The organism is Methylobacter sp. Wu1 (assembly GCF_036553575.1).
Classification (GTDB): Bacteria; Pseudomonadota; Gammaproteobacteria; order Methylococcales; family Methylomonadaceae; genus Methylobacter.
The window spans coordinates 81,864-107,388 of record NZ_JAZHOC010000050.1; the positions used below are offsets into that span (position 1 = coordinate 81,864).

Below are 25,525 nucleotides of genomic sequence, written 5' to 3' on the forward strand. Positions count from 1 at the left end.
CTTCTGCTTTCCGGATTTCATTGTGTATTCCCCGGATATTTCTTAGAAAAAATCCTCTATTTTTTGAGATTATAAAGGTATTCCAAGTTTTCTACTAATCAAGACAGACCTTTGAATTCAATGTTGCAAGCAGCATTGCCTTACAAGATCAGGCACTGGTATAGCTTGAAATAAGATATTGCAAGCCATCCCTGTCCAGCTTCTGATTGTCAACTTTGAGGTAAGCGACTGCTTCTTCATAATGCAAGGTCACTTCTTCCACACCGACAATCTTCACCATCTCCGCCATAAATTCGTTGGCTTCCTGCTCCGTCAGTTTTTCCAGAGAAATAAGCAGATTCGCCCAATAACGCGGCGGTTTCATGCTGAGCGATAAAAGCAGCCAACTGCCGGCAGCGGCCGCGCAAAACAGGAATACGGCGCCGGCGCCAAATTCTCCATAACACCAGCCGCCTGCTGCGCCGCCGATGCCGGCGCCCAGAAACTGACAGGTTGAATAGATGCCCATCGCTGTGCCTCGCAGGTCAGCTGGCGCATTCTTGGATATTAACGACGGCAAGGTCGCTTCCAGCAGATTAAAACCGCAGAAAAACAGCCAGAGAAAGCCGATTATGGCAAACAGATTACTATTGAACTGCATCAAACCGATGTCAGCCAGCACCAGTGCGGCAATGGCGCCTATAAAGACGGTTTTCATCTTGCGCTTTTTTTCCGCCAGTATGACAAACGGGATAATAGCGGCCATGGAAACAATGAATACCGGCAGATAAACCTGCCAGTGCTGTGCCGGAAGCAGGCCGGCATCGCGCATTAACAAAGGCACGATGACAAAACTGGCCGTTAAAATGGCGTGCAGGATAAAAATGCCGTAATCCAGCCGCAGTAATTCAACATTTTTCAGCACATGCGAAAATTGCGTCGGTACGAGTTCCGCATCGCGATGTGTCTTGGATTCCTGGGGATTGGGCACTATAAATAGAAGAATTAATATAGCCAGCAACGCCAGTCCCGCAATCAGCCAGAATATGCCCTGCACGCCAACAAAGCTCGCAATCACGGGACCTGAAGTAATGGCAATGCCGAAGGATACGCCGATACTGGCGCCGATCAATGCCATGGCTTTCGTGCGGTGCACTTCCTGCGTTAAATCGGCCACCAACGCCATAACGGCGGCGGCTACTGCGCCGGCCCCCTGTATGGCACGCCCCAGCAGAACGCCGTAAATAGTCGTGGACATGGCGGCAATCACACTGCCGGCAAAAAACAGCAACAAACCGATGATTATGATCTTTTTACGGCCAAACCGATCCGACATCAAACCAAAAGGAATTTGCAGAAGCGATTGGGTAATGCCGTAAATGCCGATAGCCAGACCGACTAATGAGTGTGTTGCCCCCTCAAGCTGCTCGGCGAATAACGACAATACCGGCATAATCAGGAACAAGCCGAGCATGCGGAAAGCATAAATGCTGGCCAAAGACCAGGTGGCGCGTTTTTCCGATGGGCTCATCGGACTCGTAATGTCCTGCACTTGTGTCAAAACCAATTTCTCCTTTGTAATCGTTACGCTTAAAAATTTGCCATTATAACAATCATTCTGGCGCATTCATGTATTTGTGCTATGGCTCCCAGGGCAAGCGCATATAAATATCAAAAAGAAAAAACTTGATCGAAAGAAAGCCCGGCTTGGCTTGGCGCTGGCCATGTGGATAGTTCCCCGTTTGCCCTAACGGTTGTAAGAGCGCCGGACTGTCTTGCCGCCATCACATCAATCGCCACGACCTCGCCCGCCGTCAGCTTCCTGCCCCAGGCGATAAAGCACTCTCTCAGTTTCGCCGGCTCAAGACGCGCAATGACTCGCGCTCTGCAGTCATGCGAAGGGATGCCGTCCTCCAACTTGAGCCATTGGCGCGGCCAAGCCTCTTTATCCTTGTCAAACTGTTCAATCGCTTCTCAGTCTTCCGCTCCACTGATCACCGCGTAAATCGTCAGAATGAGGATGTCGATCAGTTTATGCCGTTCTACTCGGGAGTCTTTCGGCGTTGAAAAGACTTTAATAGATCAAAGTCACGCATGATCTGGCAAAAACCATTCATAACGTGATTATTCCTCTGTATGCAGACAAGCTGGGGTTTTACAGCCAAAGCCTGAGCCATTACGCGGATTTAAGCTTCACCTCGGTAACCGATTGAAGCCTTATTGCTTGGATTGAAACAAAGACAGGCATATTCAATGTGCCTGTCTGTAAATACTTGTTAAGTCGCTCCTTTATTGAGCAGGTTTGATAGCCGTGACCAAGGCATTGGCTTCCATTCTGTGACTCAGGCTAATCTGTGAAAAACCGACCTCTCTCAGTTGGTTTAGCGACAGCGATTCACGCATGATATGGTCTTCGGATTCATCATTTAATATGTGAATTATCCAACTCTCCAATAAATCAAGCTTATTGGCTTCCGTCAATATCTTGAAATACCCCTCCACCTCTCTCTGAACAACCCGCGTATGTATGGAAACATCGTCCAGAGCATAACGATCTCCATTAATGAGTTGCCCGCCAGGCTTTAAAACGCGAAAAATTTCCGCTATAACTCTCTGGCGATAAGTATTTTGAAAATTGTGCAAAGTATAGGCGGATGCCACGATGTCAACGCTATCAGTTGCCATATTTTCTAGTGCGGTCAATGCATCATCGCTACAAAAAAATAGCCTTTCCTCATCAGCCCACTTTTTTAGATGGTTTTTGGCTTGGTTCTGCATAGTGGGTTCGTTATCAATGCTTATTACAATTGCCGCCTCCTTGGCAGTTAATATTGATAACGTGGTAATGCCAGTTCCTCCGCCTAATTCGACAATCTTCAATTTATCTGCACTTCGAGCAGGATATTCTGTAACTGCAGCGCCTACAAGACGGCTCATTTCCGTCGCTAATGGACAGATCAGATTGAGCATTTCATAGTCCTGCCCTATTACGCCGGAGAACAGCGCATCGTATTGGGATTTCTTATTACCACTCATTATTACTACTCATTTACCAGTTATGATTTTGCCTGCTGTTTACGCTCATAAGCGGCTAATTGTTCGGCTGTTGCTTCGCTTTGATATTTATCTTTCCACTCTTTATAAGGCATGCCATAAATCACTTCCCTCGCCTGCTCATAATCCATATCAATGCCCCGCTCCGCAGCTGCAGCCGTGTACCATTTTGCCAGGCAATTCCTGCAAAAATCAGCCAAAATCATTAAATCAATGTTTTGCACTTCAGTGTGTCTCTGTAAATGGCTGACCAATTGCCTGAATGCAGCCGCTTCTAATTCTGTCTGTGTGTTTATATTCATGGATTTTTTCCGAAAAATTGGCATTTTAGCAGAAACGCACATGGGGTTATGTACATTCATGAACAAAGATTTTACAATACCTCGTCATCATGTTTGCATAACAGACGGTTAAATATATGGAAATTCGTAGTTCATTGTTAACTTTTTCGCCTATTGGATATAACCGGCAGTCCATTGAAAGAAACAACAGCGTGCAAAACAAAGATGAAATCAGTGAACTTTCTGTTCCTATAAACTCTCATAACCATCAGTTCGGCCGGGGCCTTTCTGCCGATGAGATTAAAAAAGCATTCGATAATGCTGGTTTAACTCTAGGCTTAATAGACCAATATAATACTTATAAATCAACTGATACGCGTACTTTAGAAGCATTAAATGCTCATATACAAAATCAGTCAACCTTACTGATTACAGGAATAGACACTTATGTCTGACAACCTTCATATCCAGCCATTATGAATCAGCTTTTCGAATTCTTCCCTATCATTTTATTCTTTATCGCCTTTAAGCTTTACGATATATATGTTGCTACCGCAGTCGTTATCGTAGCCACTGTTATTCAGGTTGCCTATACCTGGTTTAAACATCGTAAAGTTGAAACCATGCAATGGATTACTTTGGCTCTTATTCTTGTGATGGGCGGCGCCACCATTTATTTGCAGGATGAGCAATTTATCAAATGGAAATTATCCATTATAGAATGGCTATTCGGCCTTGCCTTTCTAGGCAGTCAATTCATTGGTAAAAAGCCTTTCGTCGAACGAATGATGTCCGGCAGTTTGACGTTGCCGGCAGTGGTCTGGAGACGGTTAAACATTATGTGGGCCGGTTTCTTTATCAGTGTCGGCTTTATCAATCTGTATGTTATGTATAATTACAATACCGATGATTGGGTGACTTTTAAAACATTCGGCGTGCCGGGGCTGATGATTATTTTTATTCTGGTACAAATGATTTTTATCTATAAATATATCCCCGAGGCAGAGGAATAAATCGTGTTATACGCAATTATCAGTGAAGATGTAGCGCATAGTCTGGAAAAAAGAATGACCGCGCGTCCGGCCCATCTTAAAAGACTGCAAGCGCTTCAGGACGCCGGAAGACTGATTTTAGCCGGTCCGCATCCCGCTGTAGACAGTGAAAATCCGGGCGAAGCCGGTTTTACCGGCAGTTTGATTGTGGCCGAGTTTGATAGCCTGGAAGCAGCTCAACAATGGGCCGATGCGGACCCCTATATTGATGCAGGCGTTTATACGCAGGTCACCGTTAAACCTTTCAAAAAAGTCTTGCCTCAATGACAGTTAATATAATTAAGCAATTATTAAACGATGCCTTTCATCCTGAGCTTCTGGAAATTGTAGATAACAGCTCAGCTCATGCTGGACATGCTGGAGCACGCAGCGGCGGCGGTCACTACCATGTAACGATTGTTGCCGAGGCGTTTGAAGGCAAATCATTGGTTCAACGGCACCAGCTAATCTATAAAGCGTTGGGCGACATGATGAAACATCAAATCCATGCTTTAGGCATTAATGCTCTATCACCCTCTGAACGTAAAATATAAGGAAAATAATAAATGAAAAAAAAGATTATCCCTTTACTGCTTGCTGGTACAGCACTGGTTTCGATTTCAGCTTGCAATGAACAAAAAAGTACTGATGCCACGCCTGCCGCTCCCGTTGTCGATAAAGCAGATGCCGTTGCCGTTGTAAACGGAAAATATATCAGCAAAAAAACACTGGCAGACTTGGAAGGTGAAGTTGCCGAACGTGCGCACGGGCAGACTTTTCCTAAAGATAAATTAATAGAAGAATTGATCCAACGTGAGTTACTGGTTCAGGAAGCCGTGAAAAAAGGACTTGATAAATCGCCTGAAGTTGTAGAACGTCTTGAAACTCTAAAGAAATCATTACTGTCGCAAGCCGTCCTGCAAGATTACCTAAAATCCAATCCGGTCACCGAAGCCGAAGTCAAAGCTGAGTACGACAGCAAAGTTGCCGCTGAGAAAGGCAATGAATATAAAGCGCGCCATATTTTAGTCAAAACTGAAGCTGAAGCTAAAAAGCTGATTGAAAAATTAGACAAAGGCGCAAAATTTGACGAGCTGGCAAACAAAAACTCTATAGATAAATCGTCTCAAGGCGGCGATTTGGGCTGGTTCACCGCTAATCAGATGGTGGCGCCTTTCTCTGAAGCCGTAGAAAAGCTGGAAAACGGCAAATACACTAAAACACCGGTACAAACACAGTTTGGCTGGCATGTTATTTTGAGAGAAGACTCACGTCCTGTAACACCACCTCCTTTGGAAGCGGTAAAAGAACAGCTGACACCTTATCTGCAACGCAAAAAAGTCCAATCCATGATAGAAAACCTGCGTAAGCAGGCGCAAGTAGAAGTTCTGGTTCCGACCACAGAAGAAAAACCAAAAGCTGAAGGCGCTGAACCTGCCGCTCCTGCTGGCGAGCCGGCAACTACAGAGCAGCCAGCTGCTCAACAGCCAGCGGCTGAACCTGCAAAGCCAAGTGAGGCCCCTGCTGAGAAAGCCGCACCTGAAGCGGAAAAACCGGCTACTACAGATAAAAAATAACCCACGTGTCAAAAAGGGCGGTTTTTCCGCCCTTTTTTATGCTATTTTTTCCATGTATTGCAAAATAAACTGGACGCTGCGATTCCCTCGGAATTCGTTAATATCCAATTTATAAGCTATCCTGCAAGATCTCAGGCCCAACCATTGTTCAGGATGATCCACATAAAAAGCGATAGCATCAATTAACTGCTCGGTATCTGGCTTTCTCAGCACCAGTTTAAGATGGCGCTGTCCGACGATGCGGGATTGAATGACATCAAATATTCCGTCAAACACTGGCTCCGGAAACTCCTGCCCCCAGGTACCTGCGTTTTGCAATAAAGCGGCAAATTCAATCGAGATGTCATTTCCGGATAACTCGCCATCCGAATAAATCTTTAGCTCCAGATCGACATTCGCCAGACGCTTTCTTACCATTTCATCAAAGGCTAAAGCAAAAGGCGGATAATCGTGCATTTTCAAACTTAAACCGGCCGCCATGGCGTGACCGCCAAATTTGCTTAATAATTTGGGGTGCTCTGCGGCAATATCACTTAACACATCACGGATATGAACACCGGGGATAGAGCGAGCTGAACCTTTTATTTCGTCTTTGCCGGCCGAAGCAAAGGCAATAACTGGGCGATGCAGCCTGTCCTTGATTCGTGACGCTAAAATGCCAATCACGCCCTGATGCCAGTCTGCATTAAACAGGCAAACCCCGGCAGGCAAATGATTTTCATCCAGGGCTTTCATTTCCCTCAATAAAGCAACCGCTTCTTTTTTCATTTGACCTTCAATTTCCCGCCGATCATTATTCAGATCATCGAGCTGAAGTGCTATTTCTTTGGCATGAGCCGGATCTTCGGTTAACAGGCACTCAATGCCTAATGACATATCATCCATGCGCCCAGCCGCATTGAGTCTCGGCCCTAATGAAAAACCCAGATCCGACGAACTGATTGATTGAGCTTTTTTGCCTGATACTTCAATCAGCGCATTCACCCCAGGATGCGCGCGCCCTGTGCGTATCCTTAATAATCCTTGATAAACCAGTATTCGGTTGACTCGGTCCAGCGGAACCACATCGGCAACTGAACCTAGAGCCACATAATCAAGCAACTGAGCGAGATTAGGCTCCTGGATCCGATGCTTCTCGAACCAGTTTTGTTCTCTTAAGCGGCTACGCAGTGCCATTAACACATAGAAAATCACTCCGACACCTGCCAGCGCGCCACTCGGAAATTTATCGTCGGGTAAATTGGGATTGACGATAGCATCAGCAGCCGGAAGCTCATGCCCAGGCAAATGGTGATCCGTTACCAGAACCTTCAATCCAGAAGCTTTAGCCGCTTTAACACCATCAATGCTTGATATGCCATTATCAACAGTAATGATAATGTCGGGCTTTTGCTGTTTAACCAGTTCTACAATTTCCGGCGTCAATCCATAACCGTATTCAAACCGGTTTGGGACTATAAATGAAACCGACCCTGCCCCCAGTAATTGCAGGCCCTTGACAGCCACTGCGCAACTGGTGGCGCCATCTGCATCGAAGTCGGCTATGACAGAAATTCTCAGCCCTTCATTAATCGCGTTGATTAGATGAGCAACCATATCCTCCATGCCAGATAACAGCCATGGCGATGGCAATTTTGCTAGCGTTCTATCCAGATCAGCTTCCGATATTAAGCCTCTGGCTAAATAAATACGTTCCAATATGGGATGAAGCTCGCCGAATTGTGGACGTTTTTTGCCTATGGGTCTGGCAACAATGGTTTTCTTTACGTTTGGATAATACATGAGGTACAGCAATCAGCAGAGCTTGCGCTATAGAGTTTTAAAATATTTTTCTTAGGCGAGATAATTAAAATCAACGTTTTGCCGGCATTGTTATCGGTATTACCCGGGAAGCTACTGTTTATCAGGAAGGCAAAGAGAGCTCATTATAATTGATTGAGGCAATAACATAGTCATCAATTCTTCTTAATTTCTTCATTTCTTCATATTTTTGTCACTTCCAATACTTATTATTCATGAAGCCCGCTTAGAGCATGCGGTCAATTAAAATTCAGAAAATATACGGAAAATAAGCATGAATAAAATAATTCTAACATCCCTCCCCTTACTTGCGGCGGCAGGCCTTTTTCATCCAAACATCAATTTCGCGGATGAAGTCAAAGGACCAATGGCCTTCAAACCGATCAAGGGGTCTGCTTATAATGAACTCACCAATGATCCTGCTGTGTTGGATGAATCGACCTGGTTGATCCCGGAAGGATTCAAACAATCCGTTGTCTCTGATGAATCCAATTTAAACATTTATATTGATAACGATTGGCCTGACATGAATACGGTCAATGAGACTCAAAAACAGGCTGGGCGCTATTTATACCGTACTCATGAAGTCCGTCCAGGCAATGACCAACGCAATGACGGGAGATTGGGTGGAGCAGTTTCCGTTATCGATTTAAAAACGGGTAAAGCCAAAGAATTGGCAGCTAGAGACTATTGGGAAGCCTTGGACGGTATTGTTTGGACACCGTGGCATACCATTCTGGTTGCTGAGGAAACAAACTCGGGCGGCTATCCTGATCCCGATTATCCGCATGCTTCATCGGGACTGGTTTATGAAATCGAGCTGGACAAGGATGACCCTACCAAAGCAAAGAAAGTCACAGCCCGTCCATTGCTTGGCTCAATTGCTCATGAAGGAATTGAGACCGATGATGAAGGCAATGTCTATGTGATCGATGAAGACCGTGCACCAGGCGGATCTATTTACAAGTTCGTACCCAACACTTATGGCGATTTGAGCAGCGGCAAGTTATTTGCATTGCGGGTTAAAAATGGCGCCCAAATCGGCGAGGCGGAATGGGTAGAACTTAACCTTGATCCAGCCACATTTGATGCGCAAGCAGCCGCAGAACAAGTTGGAGCAACCAGCTACTGTCGTCCTGAAGATTTGGAGCGCATAGGCAAGGTTTTATATGCGGCATTGACTTGCGAACCGCGAACCGGCGGCAAAGATGGTCCTGGCGCCGTATTGTCTATTAGCCTGAATGAAGTGCCGATGGTCAATTACTTCGTTGAAGCCGGTGTCAATATTGCTGCAGAAAATTCAGCTTCCGGCGTAACCGGTCTTAAAAGTCCCGATAACTTGGCCAACGGTCCTGACGGAAAATTATGGATCGTGGAAGATAATGTACCCAGTGATATTTGGGTAGCAGAACCCGATAATGACGGCGATAGCCATGCGGATGGCGTGCATTTGTTTGCATCGATGAAAGATAAAGATGCGGAAGGAACCGGTATATATTTCGGCAAAAACCCGCATAAACTGTTCGTGAACGTCCAGCATTCGGGAACGGGCAATGATAAAACGATGGCGATCAGTGAAATCAGGAAAAACGTTGAAAAGAATAAAAGGCACAATGAGGACCGTGATTAATTCATCCGGTTAAATTGATGCCTACATAAATACAAGACGAGCCGCAGCTTATTTAATTGTTACGGCTTTTTATTATTCGCTTTTAGGCGACGCATCAGCACATGAATCAAACAGAATAATCGAAGCTTCATAGCTGATGCGTCCGCTAACTTAAATATCCCTTTGCTCTATAACAATCTGCCAAGGCCGTTCAGCAATGGGCAATACGTAACCTTGGGCATCCAATTCCACATGAGTCAGGGAAACCGCATCGAGCACATTTCCTCCGATCAGATCCAACTCATTCGCTCGGCGTTCTACCACAATATCGCAATGATAAGGTCCGCGGCGCAATCGCGCGAACGCATTTACTTCATGCATGAATCTCTCCTCCCGAGGCGCGCAAAGCAAATCTCCTGGCTTGGGTGAGTAAAATTTTGCGTCCCGGGCAATAAAGCGGGCATTCCTGTCAGCCGACAGCGCATGCTCGATATAGTCCCAATGCAGTACAGTGGATGGCAGATCGCTTTCGGGCACACCTGAACTGCGCGCCAACCAGATGATGAAAGCGCCTGACCAGGGGCGCAGTTCACCTTCATAGCCTAATATCGGCAAAGATGAGGCGGTGTACCAGTATAAATACACGCGCGAGAAAAGCGGCGCCTGGGTTTCATGGCTGTTCACTTCTCCAGTCGAATAGGTCAGTACCGGCGGTTGATGAGTATAATCGGCCACAGGCTGACCAAATAGCATCCATTCCTGACGGGCCAGATAAATCATGCGTTCGCGTATGGTAGGTATGGCGAACGCTGGCTTGACGCCCTCTGCCGGCGTGATGTGTGGAGGTTGGTCGACGGCTATTAACGTACAACCGATCTGCAAAAGGATCAATCCTAAACTTAAACCGAACAAGGATCTGGTCACACGTTCACCTCGATGCGCCACTGTCTGCCCGGATCAATTTCAACTACATTAATCTCTGCATCCATAAATTGCCGAATAACAGCAATATTAGTCCGGCTATGCTCGGATAAAGGACCGGTCACAAACGAACCGCCGGCTCCCAGACTTAACGGTAAGAGGAGTTGGTCAGCGAGATAACAGCCGACAGGCGCACCTAAGGATTGATAATTTATCAACTCGTCAGCCGCCTTGTCAGCCACTTGTTCCGCGCTGATGCCGCGCTCTCCAATGCTTTCGACAACTTCTGTTATGTCAGAATAACGAACTTGGAGAGAAATAATATTGCCAGGGCCTGGCGACTCAACTGTTTCCAACGTTATGCTTTCTTCAGGCCAGTTCAGCCTTTTCAATAATTGTTTTTTCTCTCTGACCAGCACATGGCCGGGTATTCTGGATGCCATGCATTTTGCCTGACTATTAAGCAGTATTCCCTGATTTTCCAGTATGACTTTTTGAAAGTTTTGAGGAGGATTGATGGTTATTGTCCATTTTCCGCCTCCTGCCGGATAAAAACCGTAGCGTTCGATCCTGGCATTAAACTTAGCGCCCATTTGTTCCAGAACTGGCAAAAAACTGTGTTGTATAAAATCAAAGCTGGGGGCCATTGGGTTATGCGTTCCTCCTTCCAGAACCAATCGTGAGGGCTTGCCGGTCAATAACAGCGCCGGCAGCACGGTCTGGAAAACCAGTGTACTGCTGCCAGCAGTGCCGATAGCAAAATGATAGTCGCCAGCTTTAAGATTGCCAGGTATAAATTCAATTGTTTGAGAACCGACAAACGCACCATCAATCTGCGCATCGCATATTTCGGCCATGGCCTTAACACTGGCTAAATGTTGGCGCATCAGCCCCGGCTTTTTTCTGCCTTGTCTGATATTTTTGATCCGTAACGGTTTTCCCAGACTGGCGGCCAACGATAGTGATGTTCTCAGCATTTGGCCGCCACCCTCCCCACGTGCGCCATCTATATTAATCATGATTGTACCTTTTAATAATCCTGAAGTGTCTTGGCATTTATTTTTTCCAAATATGTCTATGATATAATATCCTTAATTGAAACGTGCCCGCCTGTCATTTTGCTTCTGCCAAGACAGTTAATAAACCTTATAAATGCTATATTTGATATATGTCTATGATATAAATAATCATAAATATAATCGCGTCATTGCTCATCATACTATTGGTTTGTGAACATGAATTGGACGTCTCTCTACGATGATAGATGATGCATTAACAGCGCCCCGCACACATACTGTCTAAACGGCAGATGCTTCGCTCGATCAAACGAGCCCTATAATCAAGCGCTGTTTATATGATGCTAATCTCTTTGGCCGCTCGTACTGCTGCTGTGTTTTGTGATTTGCTCCCTAGCTGCGGCGGCAATGTTTTCCGGCGTAAAACCGAAATGTTGAGCGACGACTTTCGCTGGTGCAGACAGGCCGAAGTCATGCAGGCAAAACCTGGCGCCCTCGCAACCGGTATAGCGCTCCCAACCGAAGCTGGATGCGGCTTCGACGGCGACCCGCGCCTTGATCCGTGGAGGCAGCACGCTGTCCCGATAAGCCTGGCTCTGAGCCTCGAATAGATCCCATGACGGCATGCTTATCACCCGAGCCTTGATCCCTTCGGATTTCAGTTGCTCATAAGCCGTAACGCAGAGACCGACCTCACTGCCCGTCCCCAGCAACAGTACATCAGGCTGCTGATCCTCGGCATCGGCAAGCACATAGGCGCCGCGGGCCACACCGCTGGCCGGCGCGTATTTCGAACGGTCCAGCGTCGGCACCGCCTGGCGCGTCAACACCAGACTGACAGGGCGATTCTTGATTGGCATAATGGCGCGCCACGCCTCCACAACTTCGTTCGCATCCGCCGGGCGTATCAGAATCATGCCCGGCATGGCCCGAAAAGAAGCGAGATGTTCGACAGGCTGATGAGTGGGCCCGTCCTCGCCCAGACTGATCGAGTCGTGCGTCCAGATATAGATCACGGGCAGTTCCATCATGGCGCAAAGCCGCACTGCAGCCCGGCAGTAGTCGGTAAAAATAAAGAAGCTCGCCGCATAGGGCCGCAGTTTTGACTGGCTCAGCCCACTGGCGATGGCGCACATGGCGTGCTCGCGCAGGCCAAAGTGTAAATTGCGGCCGCTGTAATCGCCTCCCTGCCCCGGCGCCTGAAACTCGCCGGCCGGCTCGGCGCTCAAATGCGTCTTGGTAGACGGCGCAAGGTCAGCCGCGCCGCCCAGCAGCCATGGTATTTTTCCGGCTATCGAATTCAGCACTTTACCCGACGATTCACGGGTAGCCATGCCCTTCGCATCGGCCGGAAATTCAGGCAAGCCGCTGTCCCAACCGCCCGGCAAGTCGCCCTGCTGCATCTGATCGATCTGTTCGGCAAGCTCCGGAAAATGCTGGCGATAAGCTGCAAACTGCTCATTCCAGTCTAAGCGGGCCGCAGAACCGCGCCGGCCAAACTGATCCCGGAAGTGTGCAGGAACCTCGTCCGGCACGTAAAACTGAGCATCCGGGTCCCACCCATAAGCCATTTTCGCCAGCCGAACCTCTTCATCGCCCAGCGGTTCGCCATGGGCCTCTTTCGTATCATGCTTGTGCGGCGCGCCATAGCCGATATGGCTCCGAACGATAATCAACGTAGGCCCATCATGCGTATTAAGGAATTTCTCGTAGCATTGGGTAAGCAGATCAAGGTCATTGGCGTCGTCGACATGAGAGACATGCCAACCGTAGCCGGAAAAGCGCTCTGCCACGTTTTCCGTGAAAGTCAAACGGGTCGAGCCTTCGATGGTGATATCGTTGTCATCGTAAATCCAGCAGAGATTGGAAAGCTTCAAGTGGCCCGCCAAGGACGCCGCCTCGGCGCAAACGCCCTCCATGATGTCGCCATCGCTGCACAGTGCATACACGTTGTAGTCAAACAGATCGTAACCGGGGCGGTTGTAAGTGGCCGCCAGCCAGCGTTCCGCGATCGCCATGCCGACACTGTTCGCAGCCCCCTGCCCGAGCGGCCCGGTCGTCGTCTCCACGCCGGAAGTCCAGCCGTACTCAGGATGCCCCGTGCAACGGCTGTCGATCTGGCGGAACGTCTTGAGATCTTCAAGCGTCACTGCCAGCCGGTCAGATTCCTTATAACTGGGGCTGGCCGCTTTGACGCCGCACAAATACAGCAGACTGTAGAGCAACGCCGAGGCATGACCGGCCGAGAGCACGAAACGGTCACGGTTCGGCCAGTTGGGCTCTTCCGGATCGGAGCGCAAGAAGCGCTGCCACAGGCAGTAAGCGGTCGGAGCCGCGCCCATGGGCGTACCCGGATGGCCGGATTTCGCTTTCTGGACGGCATCGATGGAAAGCGTGCGCAGAGTATTGATGCAAAGCTGGTCAAGTTGAGATGGATCGGTCATAAATTCACTCCACTGATGAAGGACAATGCGTCAGCACGTGCATAAATAAAGCGCTCCCCAAGCAGCTTTTTCCAAGAAATCGCTGTTATTTGATCTCAATACCGGCGGCCGGGGCCTTTCGTTCCATTAAATAGGCATAAATCGTAGCGATAAAGATGGGAAAGGCGCCGAAAATGATAAACACAAGGTCTCCGGGCAAGCGCAGCCATTCAAAAAGACGGGACTGGTGCGTGCCCGTATAAGCAAGCCCCCTCGCATGCCAGTAACCGTTTTCCACTACATCAATCAATTGCATTATGCCAGCCGGAAACAGGCTAAAAACCACCATCATCAGAAGCCCGATATTGATCCCCCAGAAGCCAACCCGAATATATTTCTCCAAGTCCATCCAGAGGGTATCGCTAACTGTCTGCCTGATCACAAATACGAGAAGGCCGATGCCAAGATTGCCGAACACGCCCATCAAAGCGGCATGGCCATGGTTCGGCGTCAGCAATGTGCCGGCCTCGTAATAACTGACGATCGGCAGATTGATGAGAAAGCCGAAAATCCCGGCCCCGACAAAATTCCAGACGCCGACGGCGATGAGAAAATAGAAAGTCCATTTATGAGGTACCGCGATCTTCTGTTGGCAGATAACGCAGCGCGAGTGGGTCAGCGTTATGAAATCCCAGGCGTCGAGCGTGAGCAATGTCAATGGCACGACTTCGAGCGCCGAGAACATGGCGCTTAAAGCCATGTTGAGGTTAGTCTGCCCGGTCCAGTACATGTGATGGCCTGTGCCTATGATTCCGCCGGCAAAGTACAAGATGGCGTCCAGGTAAATGATGCGCGTAGCCGTCAATTGCGAAACAACGCCAAAACGGAAAAAAATAGTCGCGACCAGCACCGTGATGAAAAACTCGAAAAAGCCCTCAACCCAGAGATGAATGATCCAGAAACGCCAGGAATCGACAATAGAGAAATGGGTCGAGCTGTCGAAGAACATGGCCGGCAGATAAAAGAACGGAATAGCCAGCGCGGCAAACAAAAACAAACCGGCGATCTCCCGATGTTCGGCATCATGCAGGGCCGGAATCAGCGCGCGCACCAGCAAGCCAAACCAGAAGAGCAGCGCGGCAGCCAGCAAAAATTGCCATGCGCGGCCAAGCTCAAGGTATTCCCAACCCTGGTCGCCTAACCAGAACCAAATCTGCGGCAATTTCTGTAGCATTCCAACCCATTCGCCCAATAAACTGCCGATAACGACTATGAGCAGAGCCCAGAACAAAGCATGAATGCCGGCCGTTTGCCCTCTTGGTTCCTTCCCTCCAAGTTCGCTGCTCAGAAAGAGCGCGCCAGCGACGAACGCGGTGGAAATCCAGAAAATCGCTAACTGCAGATGCCAGGTCCTCAACAAGTTACTGGGAAACCACAAAGAAAGGTCGAATCCATAAAAGCTGTTCGGGTCGGCGCGATAATGCGCGGTGCCGCCGCCGGCCAGCGTCTGCATTAAAAGCAGCAACGAGACGATGACAAAATACTTGAGCGTGGCGCGCTGGGCGGGGCTCCCGCCAGTGAGGAGCCGCTGCGGATGCACATGCCCTTCGGTCTTCCATCCGAGAAATTTGAATTTACCGAACGCTAACAGCACCAATGCCGTTCCGCCGAGCAAGAAAATCAGGCTCAAAACGCTCCAGAGCACCGCATCAGCCGTTGGCGTGTTTCCCGCCACAGGATCGAATGGGAAATTGTTTGTGTACGAATAAGACATTCCCGGCCGATTGGCAACCGAAGCCCAAGCGGTCCAGGCGACAAAAGCGGTTAGCTGCCGCAGCTCATCGGGATTGCGGATGGCTCCCGCGCCGAGCCCGCCGCTCTGTAGCGGCGAGGAAAAATAAGTGTTCCACGCGCTCGTCTGCTGCCGAAACCAGTCGCCATAGGAAGGCCCCATGGTCAGCGCGCCGCTGTGAGGATCATACCGATTTTGCTTCAGTTCGGCCCGGACTTCCGCCTCGACAGCCGACCGCTGAGCCGGTGTTAATTGATCTGGCGACTGGCCATAGCGCTGCCGGGCAATCAGCGCCGCGCCGGCAAGCGCCTGGGTATGCAGATATTCTGCCGAATAGTCGGGGCCGAGATAAGCGCCATGCCCCCAAACAGTGCCATTGTCCATCAGTCCGTACTTAAGAAATACTTGCTGGCCGGCGCGAATGTCATCGTCAGTGAATAAAATCGATCCATCGACCGCCATCACCTTCTTCGGAATCGGCGGCGCCTCATCATATATCTTGAGCGTTATCAGCAGAAGAACCGCCAGACCGGAGATCAGAATGATAAGACTCACGCGCCTCCACCAAGGCGAAAGCGTATTGATGACAGGCATCTCTGACGCTGGCATTGCTTCCCTGAAGGCGAGGTTATCGTCTGTTTCATTCATTCGGTTGCCTCGATGTCGATGCTGATCAGTATTCTACATATCGTCATTCATCTTTATTTATACCTCATTTATACCTCCGCCGCTCCGGTTTTTTCTGTTCGTTGGCATACTTATAAAATTGTCATCGCCGCCTGGAAAAAGGCAGCTAGGCCTAACCGGCATTTCATGCTCTAAACTGGCGATAGCGCCGGATCAAGGCATTGGTCGAGCTATCATGGTTGAGCGGCGGCTCGTTTGCGCTTTCCAACTCGGGGATCGTGCGCTGCGCCAGCACTTTGCCCAACTCGACGCCCCATTGGTCGAAAGAATTGATATGCCAGATTATCCCCTGCGTGAAGACACTGTGCTCATAAAGTGCGATCAAGGCCCCGAGCGTCTGCGGCGTCAGGCGCTCGGCCAGCAGGGTATTGGTCGGACGGTTGCCCTCGAAGCTGCGGTGCGGCGCCAGCCAGTCGGGAGTGCCTTCGGTCTTGACTTCCTGCTCCGTTTTGCCGAAGGCCAGCGCCTCCGTCTGCGCGAACAGGTTCGCCATCAGCAAGTCATGCTGTCCATTGACCGGATTCAATGTCTGGCAAAAACCGATAAAATCACAGGGGATCAGCTGCGTTCCCTGATGGAGGAGCTGATAAAACGAGTGCTGTCCGTTGGTACCCGGCTCGCCCCAGTAGACAGGCGCCGTATGATAAGAGACTGGCGCGCCATCGAGCGTGATGTGCTTGCCGTTGCTCTCCATCGTCAATTGCTGGAGATAAGACGGGAAGTACTTGAGATACTGCTCATAAGGCAATACCGCCATTGTCTGCACACCGAAAAAATTGATGTACCAGACTGACAGCAGCCCCATGAGTGCCGGTAAATTGCGCTCGAACGGGGCGGTTCGAAAATGCTCGTCCATGGCTCGGAAGCCGGCCAGCATCGAGCGAAAATTCTCAGGCCCGATCGCAATCATGGTCGACAGGCCGATCGACGAATCCATCGAATAACGGCCGCCGACCCAATCCCAGAAACCGAACTGGTTTGCCTCGCCGATACCGAATTTCGCCACCTCTTCAGGATTCGCCGAGACCGCTACAAAGTGCCTGGAGACGGCCTCCTCGCTGCCGAGCTTGCGCAGGCTCCATGCCCGGGCGGCATGCGCATTGACCATCGTCTCAAGCGTCGTGAAAGTTTTCGAACAAATGATGAATAAGGTCTCTTCCGGATTGAGATAGCGTGTCGCCTCAACAAAGTCGGTGCCGTCCACGTTGGAAACGAAAAGGAAACGCATGTCGCGCTGACTGTAATAGTGCAGCGCTTCGTAGGCCATTACCGGCCCAAGGTCGGAACCGCCGAGACCGATATTGATGACATTTTTGATACGTTTGCCCGTATACCCCAGCCATTGCCCGTCACGAACCTGCTGCGAGAAAACACTCATCCGGTCCAGCACCTCATGCACTTCAGGCACAACATCGACGCCATCGACAAAAATCTGTTCATCTTTAGGTGCCCGCAAGGCCGTGTGCAAAACAGCCCTCCGTTCCGTCACATTAATCTTTTCACCGCTGAACATTGCATCAATTCGATCACGCAACCTGCACTCATCGGCAAGCTGCACGAGCAGTCGTATCGTCTCGTCAGTGATGCGGTTTTTCGAGTAATCGAGATAAATGCCTCCAGCTTCGGCCGCCAAGCGCTCGCCGCGTCCTGAATCATCGGCGAAAAGCTGGCGTAGATGAATATTGCGCATGGCTTGATAATGCGCCGCCAGCGCCTTCCAGGCCGGACACTCAATCAATGGTTGCGAGGCTGCATTCATTTCGATCCTCCGGTTGCTTTTTCGTCAATACTGGCCATCAGATCATTCCAGGACTTCACGAAAGCTTGGGCGCCTTCATGTTGCAGCTTTCCGGCCAAGTCAGCGTAATTCACCCCGACCTTTACGAACTCGTCCAGCACTTTATCGGCTTCGCCGGTGCCGACCGGCAATTCGGCCCCTACTCGCCCATGGTCGGCAAAGGCAAGCAAAGTCTTCTCAGGCATGGTATTGATCGTATTCGGCGCTACCAGGGCTTCAATGTACAGGGTGTCGGAAGCCTCAGGGTCCTTAGTGCCGGTGCTGGCCCATAACAGGCGTTGAGGCCTCCCGCCGGCCTCGACTATTTCCCGCGAGCGAGGAGAATCCAACAGTTCACGGTAGGCCGTATAGGTACGCTTGGCAATGGCGATGCCAAGGCGATTTCGAAGATCGGCCGGCACCTTGTCCTTGACTGCCACATCCCAACGGCTCACGAAAATAGATGCCACAGAGTCGACCCTGGGCTCGAGGCCGGCTTCGATCCGCCGTTCAATGCCGCGCATGTATGCCAGGGATGCCGCAATATATTGTTCGCGCGAGAACAACAGCGTGACGTTTATTGGCACGCCCTTAAAAATGCACTCCTCGATCGCGGGAATGCCTGCCGAGGTTCCCGGTATCTTGATAAAAATATTAGGCCGCTGTGCTCGGTCATGCAGTTGCTTGGCTATTTTAATGCTATTGGCGGTATCGTCCGCCAGCAAAGGCGACAGCTCCAACGATACCCAGCCGTCCGCGCCGCCGGTGGCGTCATGGATCGGGCGAAAAAGATCGGCGGCCTGGGTCAAATCCTCTAGTTCCAGTTCCAGGAACAACGCTTCGCCTGACTTGCCTTCGGCCGCTTTACGACGGATAGCGTCATCATAAAAATCAGCGCTCTTGATGGCCTGATCGAAGATTGTGGGATTTGAGGTAAGCCCCGTCAGCGAAAACTCATTGATGTAGCGCTGTAATGTGCCGCTCGTCAATAATCCTCGTGTAATATTATCAAGCCAGAGGCGCTGGCCGAGATTATGAAGTTGTTGTGTGGCCTTCATCATTCCTCCTGTTCAACATATTCAGTATTGGCAGACCTTAGCAATGCTGGCAAATCCACATGGATCAGGTCGCTAATATGTTCGATTGTCAGATCGGCCGAGGGATAAGCGGCAATATTATTGGGGTCGAGCGCATAATGCCCCTGACGAGGAAAAATCGTCGTCAACCGTTTTCCCCAGATCTTTTTCATGGCTGCCAGAATGCGCAGCTTGTCATCCACCATCACATAATGCCGGGCCGGATAGCGCTGCTCGACCGCTGCCAGCATTTCTTCCTTATGGATGTAAATCAGCACGCGGCTTTCGACTGCATCCCAGAGTCCCGAGCGCTGCACCTTGCGCGGCTGGAAGACCACATCGCCATCCGACAGGATGACGGTCGGCCCCCAGCGGCGCAGATGTCTGATCACATCAAGCGCCCCCGGATAGAGGCGATCCGCAAACGGATAGTCCGCCAGATAACTCGACATCAGCAATAGCTGCGGTTCGTTCATGGCGCCAAGCCGATAGCGCTGCAGCGCGCCCAGATAATCGGCATAGCCCAGCTCGGCGCGCAATTCATTGAAGATCACCCAATAACGCTCGCTGTTCTCGAAGCCAAACGAACGCTCCAGATGCCGCCTGAGGTCTGCCGTCACTCGGTCGTTTTCAAGCAGCGTATTGTCCACATCCAGCAAAAAAACGACTTCCTCCGGCTTTGTCATAGCCTTGGTCCTTGCCGCGTGGGATTAAGCCAGCCGCCATCGGCCGCAATGAGCGCATCGGCTTGTTCCGGCCCCCAACTGCCGGGCGCGTAAAAGAGGACCGGGTGATGCGTTTTCAGGACCGGATCGACAACCGCCCAAGCGGCCTCGATCGCCTCCTCGGCAGTAAAAAGCGCGCCATCGCCGGCCAAGGCGTCGGTCAAAAGCCGTTCGTAGGGCAACTCCTCCCCTAACTGCTCATCCAGCAGGTAGAGTTCCCGCTGGTCGCCGACGAATTCTTTCCCTACGCGTTTGACTCGCGCAGCCAAGGCAATAGCACTGTTGGGAGAAAGTCTGAAGCGTACATAATTAGTCCGCCCATTCGCCGGCAGTGAATCGGCAAACAACCGCTGCGGCGGCGCCTTAAGCTGGACCAGCACCTCGGCAGCCGTTTCGGCCAGGCATTTGCCGGAACGCAAATACCACGGCACGCCTTCCCAACGCCAGGAGTCGATAAAAAGCCGCGCCGCGCAGAAAGTTTCTACATCGGAATTCTTAGCCACGCTAGGTTCGTCGCGATAGCCTGTGTACTGGCCGCGCACCAGGTCATCTGCGTTCAACGGGCGCATGGCATGAAAGACTTTGGCTTTCTCGTCATGCACGGCGCCAAAACTCCGATAGGCCGGCGGTTCCATGGCGAGCAGTGAGACGATCTGAAACAGATGGTTCTGAATCACGTCGCGCAGGCAACCGGCTGTCTCATAGAAGGCGCCGCGCCCTTTTACGCCGAAATTCTCGGCCAGGGTGACCTGAACGCTGGCTACGCAATTGCGGTTCCAGATCGGTTCCAGGAACGAGTTGGCGAAACGGAAATAAAGGATGTTCATGATCGCTTCCTTGCCGAGAAAATGATCGATACGGAATATCGCATCCTGCGGAAACACCGACTGGGCAATACGGTTCAGCTCCCGCGCTGAAGCCAGATCGCGCCCGAACGGTTTCTCGATGACGATGCGCGCATGCTCCGCCAGTCCTGCCGCGCCCAGCCCTTTAATGACGACCGAAAACAGTGAAGGCGGAATGGCCAGATAATGTGTGGGACACCTGGCTTCGCCAAGGGTCTGTCTGAGGGCATCGAATGTCTCCGTATCGTTATAGTCGCCCGCCACGTATCGAAGCAAAGAGAGCAGATGCGCCAAAGCGGGCCGGTCATCTATCGTGCTGTGCTGCTGAATGCTGTCCTTTGCTCGCTGGCGAAGCTGTTCCAGACTCCACGGCGATGATGCGACGCCGATCACCGGCACATTGAGACTGCCCTGCTTTGCCATCGCATAAAGCGCCGGGAAAATCATTTTATAGGCCAGATCACCCGTCACGCCAAAAAGCACCAGCGCATCAGATATCTCGCGGCCACCGCTATTGCCCATCTCAATATCCTCCAGTCCTGTTTTGCTTCACTGCTTTCTGGCGATGATATTTTTTATTTCAATTCCATAAAATGCACCAGATTGACCAATTTCCTCTGTTCGGTATCCAACATAGCGTTGCATTTTTCTGACAAAAAATTTAATCCCTATTGCTCATAGGCGTGCTTCAATTTTTGAAGGACCACAAGGTGCACCTGTTCCGGGTTGAGGTGTCCACCCACCGCACGGGCTGGGTCGTGACCAACGACGCCACTCAAAATTCCACCGAGGCGACACAACAGGCGTGTGGCTTCCGCTGGAGGATTGAGCCGTTGCACCGCGAAGGCAAGCAAGTGACAGGGCTGGAACGCTGCCAATGCCGAAAAGCCCGGATTCAACGCAACCACATCGGTTGCGCCTTCCTGGTCTGGGTCCGGCTCAAGCACTTGGCGGCCCAAACCGGTCGCACGGTTTATCAACTCAAGCAGGGATTGCTCGATGACTACCTCATCCAGCAACTGAAGAATCCATCGCTCAAAATAGTCCTTGCAAATCGTTTTGCCAAGCAGCTTCTAAACTGCCCGATGCATCGAAATCGCTATACGATTCCATGCATTGATACTTGCAATAGCAAAGGTCAGTTCTGCAATTTGTGTGTCTGAGTAGCGGGTCTTCAGTTCATTGAATAGCTCTTTAGGCACCTGTTGATCCTTAAGGTAGGTAACCGCTTCGGCCCAGCGCAGCGCTAAGCGCTCATCATGAGTGAAATGCGGACTTTCTTTCCACGCGGCCAGTGTATCCATTCTTTCTGGTGTCTCACTGTCCTTTCGTAGATCACGCCCATGAAGTTGGGTGCAGTATGCGCAACCGTTGATCTGCGATATGCGCAGATAGATCAGGTTTTGAAGCTTCTTGTCTACGCTTCCAGTTTCAAGCGTTTCTGTAAATTTATTTAATGCATTGAATGCATTGGGTGCCAGCGTCCAATATGGGAAAGTGTTAGTTGACATGGTTAAAATATCCTCCAAGTTAAATGTTAGATACTTTGATCTTGTGCCCCGATCTATTGGGCACTCGACTGAGAGAGTCATCTCTAAAACCCTCAACTTAATGCCGAAAACTGATTTATTCAGCAATGCCGCATCGATCCTCGTCCCTCCTCAGCGCTCGAGCAGATGCAATTTGCTTTTGACTTTGCCCCAATCCTCTGCATCGGGCAAGGGTCCTTTTTTCTCGATAATCACCGGCCATGCCTTAGCCAATTCAGCATTCAGGGCAATGAAAGGCATCTGGTCTGTCGGGACATCTTCCTCGGCGAAGATCGCTTCCACCGGGCATTCCGGGACACATAAGGTGCAGTCGATGCATTCGTCCGGGTCAATCGCAAGAAAATTGGCGCCTTCCCGGAAGCAGTCCACGGGGCAGACGAGGACACAATCGCAGTATTTGCATTTGATGCAGCTTTCAGTCACGACATGAGTCATAGGACTTCTCCTTATTTGGTCGAGTAGCGTTGGATCGGTCTTGCTCGTGAGCAATGGCCATGTCAGGGCGCCCAAAAAGCCGTCACTCCTTGTACGTCAGCACCCGTCCCCAAAGGCTTTTGGTTCCCCAGATGCCCGCGCGCAAGCACTCGAGCTGAACGATCTGGCTGTGGTCGACGAAGAGATTGACTTCCGGACCATAGTTCTTGACATACCAGGCAAAAACGTCGGGATCAGCGGCTTCGAACATGAGATTTTCCAGACCCAGGGCGTTGATCATCCGGCTTGCCACGTCCGTGCGCCAGACCTTCACATTCTCGGTGATTCCTTCCGATTCGATCATGATGAGGTAGGCTCCTGCGTCCAGGAAGCGTCTGGCTTGCTGGATCGCCCACTCCGGATCGCGTGTTCCTTCGGCCTCCAGTTCGGCAGCTGCAGTCGCTCCCCCCGCGCCGAACTGGATGCCCACTTCGGGCTTGGCCTTCATTCCGGCCCGCTGCACCTTGTCGATCAGCCGCAACCAATCATCGGTGGGGATGACGATGAAGCCGCAGGATATCTCGATGATGTCGAATCCCAATGCCTTGCATTCGCGAACGTACTGATCGACGGCTTCCTGCCCTTGGGTCAGCACGTGTTCGATGAAACCGCCGGTGGACACCTGAACGTCATGGGCGTGGCACAAATCGATGAGTTCCTTGACGACTTGACGAGGCATTAGACTGAAAGAGCCGCCGGCGAACTTGAGCGCATCGACGTAAGCGCCCATCGTCTCCAGTACATCCTGCAAATAGCGCTTGCCCATGGGCGTGTAGTAAGGTCCGCGGATCTCGGTGACGCCCCGCGTGCGCGGCTTGGTCTCACGCTCGTTGATGCGGAGAAAGCCGAAAGCGCGTTCATCGGTAGGATTAGCAGCCTGAATCATGATCTATCTCCTCGCCGTAAGGTATGGAACTGTTCAACCGGAGTTCTTCAGGGGCGGCCACTTGCGTTCGATTCTTTGCCACCCGTTCGAGCAGCTGTGCCAGATCGGCGGCTTGAATCGACTCGAGCTGATCCACTGCTTGCACGATTTGGCGCCGAAGGCCGGGGTCCGTGCGACCCGAGCTCAGCCGTTCGAATTTCTCGACGACGGTTTCCCAAACCATGGGGCGGGTATGGAATCCCTCGTAGTCCCTTTTTTCCTGAACCAGCCTCCGACCATCGCTCAGATGGACGGTGACGCGGCAGGGCATTTCCTCGGGAAATCGCCGGCTGTAGTCATCCAGAGCGCTGACGGACACTTTCCTGAGCAGTGTCTGGACGTCCGGCCGCGCGATTCGAGCGGACTCATATTGCTCCGGCATCACTTGTCCGTCCAGAACGGCAACGGCGATCAGGTAAGGCAGGCTGTGGTCCGCCTGCTCTTTGGTTCGAACCAAGGTTTTATCGCCCTCTTCACCGCCTCCAATGATGTGGTAAGCGACGTCGAAAATCTCGATCTCGATGCGTTGCACGTCACTCGCCGTAAACCCGTGTTCCTGCTTCAGATCCAGGACGCCTTCCAGGGCTGACTGGGAATGAATTTCGGCATTGTATTTCTTGACGATGGTCCGGGTCACGCGCTCCAGGTCTTCCCGGTCCCAGTTGATCTCGAAGCGGCCCGCAATGGCGTCCATGAAGCCCTTGTTCCCCTCGAACACTTCCAGCGGGCCAGTAACGCCGCGCATGGCCAGGAAGGTCGCATGGGTGGCGCAAAATGCCGTGTGGGGGAAAGCCAAGCCTTTCCAATGCGACAGAGCCCCGGTTCGGGTGACTCGCAGTGCGTTGAGAGCGGTGCCGCAGATGGCGATGGCGTGGGCCGTTTGTGCGTGATCCAGACGGAGCGCCTTGGAAACGCCTGCGGCAACAGCATAGGCGCCTTGGGTCGTGTGGTCGAAGCCTTTCGCGCGGACCGGCGCTGCATCGCTCAGCCGGCACTGAACCTGGTAAGAGACCGCCAGCGCAGTGAGCAGGTCACGGCCGCTGCCTTTCGCATATTCCGCCGCCAGCACGGCTCCGAGGTTATCGCTGGGATGACAGGTTTCCCCTTTGGCGAGGTAACTGTCATTGAAATCGAGGTAGCGCACCAGGGCGCTGTTGTGGAACGCCGCCCGGTCCGGAGCCGTTCGCCCCCCGCCGATCAGAGCGCAATGTGCGGCGCCGCCAAAGTCGGCTACCTGTGCTTGGATCGCTCGAATTGGCTCGCCTCCGAGTGCGCCAATCGCGCAGCCGACGGCGTCCAGCACCCGAATCTTGAATTGGCGGCGGGCGTTTTCGGATAAGTCGTCATAGGACGCCCGTCCGACAAACCCAGCCATTTGCTCGACATAGGTCATAGCCAATCCTCATCGTTATTTATCGGTGACGCAAGATGCCCGGCAGATGGGGCATAACCCATGCTAGCGCGCCGGTGCAGCGGACTCCGGATCGCATTTCCCTGCCTTGACCAAGGTCAACAGCATGATCACGGGGGTCTTTGCATACAGGCTATGGGGAAGCCTGGCGGGCATATGAATCCATGTTCCCGCTTGCGCCTCCTGAGCATCCTGGCCCAGCGTCACGCGAGCCTGGCCCTGCAGGAAGTGCATCACGGCGGGCATCGACGCCGTATGTTCCGATAGCTCTTGCCCTGCGTCGAATTCGAACAGGACGACCTTCAAGTGTTCATCCTGGAACACCGTGCGGCTGGTGATGCCGTTTTCAGGGATATCGTCCGCTTTGACAAGATCATCAACGTATGTGTACGTCATGTCACATTCTCCGATTATTTTTCACCCTGCGTTAGTCTACAGTGAATGGAAGGGCGCGCCGGGTCGGCATGGTGCCCAATACACCCCGGGCCTATCCTCGTCCGCCTTTCGGTAGGATCATGATCCCGGCTGGGTTAATAGGGCTCAAATTCTCCTTGGCAAATTCTCAGACCCTA

The 25,525-nt window shown here is 51.3% G+C and carries 24 protein-coding genes; 6 read left to right on the forward strand and 18 right to left on the reverse strand.

Annotated elements, in window-relative coordinates:
* Nucleotides 1-148: 148 nt before the first annotated feature.
* The 3 genes from V2P20_RS09350 to V2P20_RS09360 all read right to left on the reverse strand — a co-directional run bounded on the left by V2P20_RS09350 (nt 149) and on the right by V2P20_RS09360 (nt 3,335).
* Nucleotides 149-1,510, reverse strand: a complete 1,362-nt coding sequence (locus V2P20_RS09350) for an MFS transporter (protein ID WP_331817981.1) — start codon at nt 1,508-1,510, stop codon at nt 149-151.
* Between the two features lie 758 nt (nt 1,511-2,268).
* On the reverse strand, nt 2,269-3,015 hold the full coding sequence (locus tag V2P20_RS09355) for a methyltransferase domain-containing protein (protein ID WP_331817938.1): 747 nt from the start codon (nt 3,013-3,015) through the stop codon (nt 2,269-2,271).
* Between the two features lie 20 nt (nt 3,016-3,035).
* Nucleotides 3,036-3,335, reverse strand: a complete 300-nt coding sequence (locus tag V2P20_RS09360) for a DUF1244 domain-containing protein (protein WP_331817939.1) — start codon at nt 3,333-3,335, stop codon at nt 3,036-3,038.
* Between the two features lie 116 nt (nt 3,336-3,451).
* On the opposite strand from V2P20_RS09360, the gene V2P20_RS09365 reads away from it, so the two are divergent.
* From V2P20_RS09365 to V2P20_RS09385, 5 genes are read left to right on the forward strand one after another with little or no spacing between them, the layout of a single operon-like run.
* On the forward strand, nt 3,452-3,769 hold the full coding sequence (locus V2P20_RS09365; RefSeq protein WP_331817940.1) for a hypothetical protein: 318 nt from the start codon (nt 3,452-3,454) through the stop codon (nt 3,767-3,769).
* 21 nt (nt 3,770-3,790) lie between these two features.
* Nucleotides 3,791-4,327 (forward strand): septation protein A, encoded by a 537-nt coding sequence (locus V2P20_RS09370; protein WP_331817941.1) that lies wholly within the window; start codon nt 3,791-3,793, stop codon nt 4,325-4,327.
* Between the two features lie 3 nt (nt 4,328-4,330).
* Nucleotides 4,331-4,633 (forward strand): YciI family protein, encoded by a 303-nt coding sequence (locus V2P20_RS09375; RefSeq protein WP_331817942.1) that lies wholly within the window; start codon nt 4,331-4,333, stop codon nt 4,631-4,633.
* Nucleotides 4,630-4,899, forward strand: a complete 270-nt coding sequence (locus V2P20_RS09380) for a BolA family protein (RefSeq protein WP_194968792.1) — start codon at nt 4,630-4,632, stop codon at nt 4,897-4,899. The genes V2P20_RS09375 and V2P20_RS09380 overlap by 4 nt, the downstream gene beginning before the upstream one ends.
* Nucleotides 4,900-4,911: 12 nt before the next feature.
* A complete protein-coding gene (locus V2P20_RS09385) occupies nt 4,912-5,922 on the forward strand; it encodes a peptidylprolyl isomerase (protein WP_331817943.1) in 1,011 nt (336 codons plus the stop codon).
* A 36-nt stretch (nt 5,923-5,958) separates the two neighbouring features.
* Here the strand turns inward: V2P20_RS09385 and recJ are convergent, their stop codons facing one another.
* The gene (recJ, locus tag V2P20_RS09390) at nt 5,959-7,704 is read right to left on the reverse strand and encodes a single-stranded-DNA-specific exonuclease RecJ (RefSeq protein ID WP_331817944.1); all 1,746 of its coding nucleotides are present in this window, start codon (nt 7,702-7,704) and stop codon (nt 5,959-5,961) included.
* Nucleotides 7,705-7,996: 292 nt separating this feature from the next.
* Between recJ and V2P20_RS09395 the strand changes: the two genes are divergently transcribed.
* Nucleotides 7,997-9,352 (forward strand): alkaline phosphatase PhoX, encoded by a 1,356-nt coding sequence (locus V2P20_RS09395; protein ID WP_331817945.1) that lies wholly within the window; start codon nt 7,997-7,999, stop codon nt 9,350-9,352.
* A gap of 150 nt (nt 9,353-9,502) precedes the next feature.
* On the opposite strand, the gene V2P20_RS09400 is transcribed toward V2P20_RS09395, so the two are convergent.
* The 14 genes from V2P20_RS09400 to V2P20_RS09465 all read right to left on the reverse strand — a co-directional run bounded on the left by V2P20_RS09400 (nt 9,503) and on the right by V2P20_RS09465 (nt 25,349).
* Nucleotides 9,503-10,255: a DUF2272 domain-containing protein gene (locus V2P20_RS09400; protein ID WP_331817946.1), complete on the reverse strand. Its 753-nt coding sequence runs from the start codon at nt 10,253-10,255 to the stop codon at nt 9,503-9,505.
* Nucleotides 10,252-11,271, reverse strand: coding sequence for an RNA 3'-terminal phosphate cyclase (gene rtcA, locus V2P20_RS09405; protein WP_331817947.1), 1,020 nt, complete (start codon nt 11,269-11,271; stop codon nt 10,252-10,254). Before rtcA ends, V2P20_RS09400 begins: the two co-directional genes overlap by 4 nt.
* Before the next feature lie 341 nt (nt 11,272-11,612).
* A complete protein-coding gene (gene tkt, locus V2P20_RS09410) occupies nt 11,613-13,712 on the reverse strand; it encodes a transketolase (protein ID WP_331817948.1) in 2,100 nt (699 codons plus the stop codon).
* Between the two features lie 85 nt (nt 13,713-13,797).
* Nucleotides 13,798-16,131 (reverse strand): cbb3-type cytochrome c oxidase subunit I, encoded by a 2,334-nt coding sequence (locus tag V2P20_RS09415; RefSeq protein WP_331817949.1) that lies wholly within the window; start codon nt 16,129-16,131, stop codon nt 13,798-13,800.
* Between the two features lie 163 nt (nt 16,132-16,294).
* A complete protein-coding gene (gene pgi / locus V2P20_RS09420) occupies nt 16,295-17,929 on the reverse strand; it encodes a glucose-6-phosphate isomerase (RefSeq protein ID WP_331817950.1) in 1,635 nt (544 codons plus the stop codon).
* On the reverse strand, nt 17,926-19,008 hold the full coding sequence (tal, locus tag V2P20_RS09425; protein ID WP_331817951.1) for a transaldolase: 1,083 nt from the start codon (nt 19,006-19,008) through the stop codon (nt 17,926-17,928). Before tal ends, pgi begins: the two co-directional genes overlap by 4 nt.
* Nucleotides 19,005-19,709, reverse strand: a complete 705-nt coding sequence (locus V2P20_RS09430) for an HAD family hydrolase (RefSeq protein ID WP_331817952.1) — start codon at nt 19,707-19,709, stop codon at nt 19,005-19,007. Before V2P20_RS09430 ends, tal begins: the two co-directional genes overlap by 4 nt.
* The gene (zwf, locus tag V2P20_RS09435) at nt 19,706-21,115 is read right to left on the reverse strand and encodes a glucose-6-phosphate dehydrogenase (protein WP_331817953.1); all 1,410 of its coding nucleotides are present in this window, start codon (nt 21,113-21,115) and stop codon (nt 19,706-19,708) included. The genes V2P20_RS09430 and zwf overlap by 4 nt, the downstream gene beginning before the upstream one ends.
* Nucleotides 21,116-21,261: 146 nt before the next feature.
* Nucleotides 21,262-21,612: a hypothetical protein gene (locus V2P20_RS09440; RefSeq protein WP_331817954.1), complete on the reverse strand. Its 351-nt coding sequence runs from the start codon at nt 21,610-21,612 to the stop codon at nt 21,262-21,264.
* A 54-nt stretch (nt 21,613-21,666) separates the two neighbouring features.
* The gene (locus V2P20_RS09445) at nt 21,667-22,104 is read right to left on the reverse strand and encodes a carboxymuconolactone decarboxylase family protein (protein WP_331817955.1); all 438 of its coding nucleotides are present in this window, start codon (nt 22,102-22,104) and stop codon (nt 21,667-21,669) included.
* Nucleotides 22,105-22,254: 150 nt separating this feature from the next.
* Nucleotides 22,255-22,578 carry a ferredoxin FdxA gene (gene fdxA, locus V2P20_RS09450; protein WP_331817956.1) on the reverse strand — a complete coding sequence of 108 codons (324 nt, stop codon included), beginning with the start codon at nt 22,576-22,578 and terminating at the stop codon, nt 22,255-22,257.
* A gap of 82 nt (nt 22,579-22,660) precedes the next feature.
* Nucleotides 22,661-23,503 carry a phosphosulfolactate synthase gene (locus tag V2P20_RS09455; RefSeq protein WP_331817957.1) on the reverse strand — a complete coding sequence of 281 codons (843 nt, stop codon included), beginning with the start codon at nt 23,501-23,503 and terminating at the stop codon, nt 22,661-22,663.
* Complete coding sequence (locus V2P20_RS09460; RefSeq protein WP_331817958.1) at nt 23,487-24,935, reverse strand: MmgE/PrpD family protein; 1,449 nt, start codon at nt 24,933-24,935, stop codon at nt 23,487-23,489. The genes V2P20_RS09455 and V2P20_RS09460 overlap by 17 nt, the downstream gene beginning before the upstream one ends.
* A 63-nt stretch (nt 24,936-24,998) precedes the next feature.
* The gene (locus V2P20_RS09465; RefSeq protein ID WP_331817959.1) at nt 24,999-25,349 is read right to left on the reverse strand and encodes a cupin domain-containing protein; all 351 of its coding nucleotides are present in this window, start codon (nt 25,347-25,349) and stop codon (nt 24,999-25,001) included.
* Between the last annotated feature and the right edge of the window lie 176 nt (nt 25,350-25,525).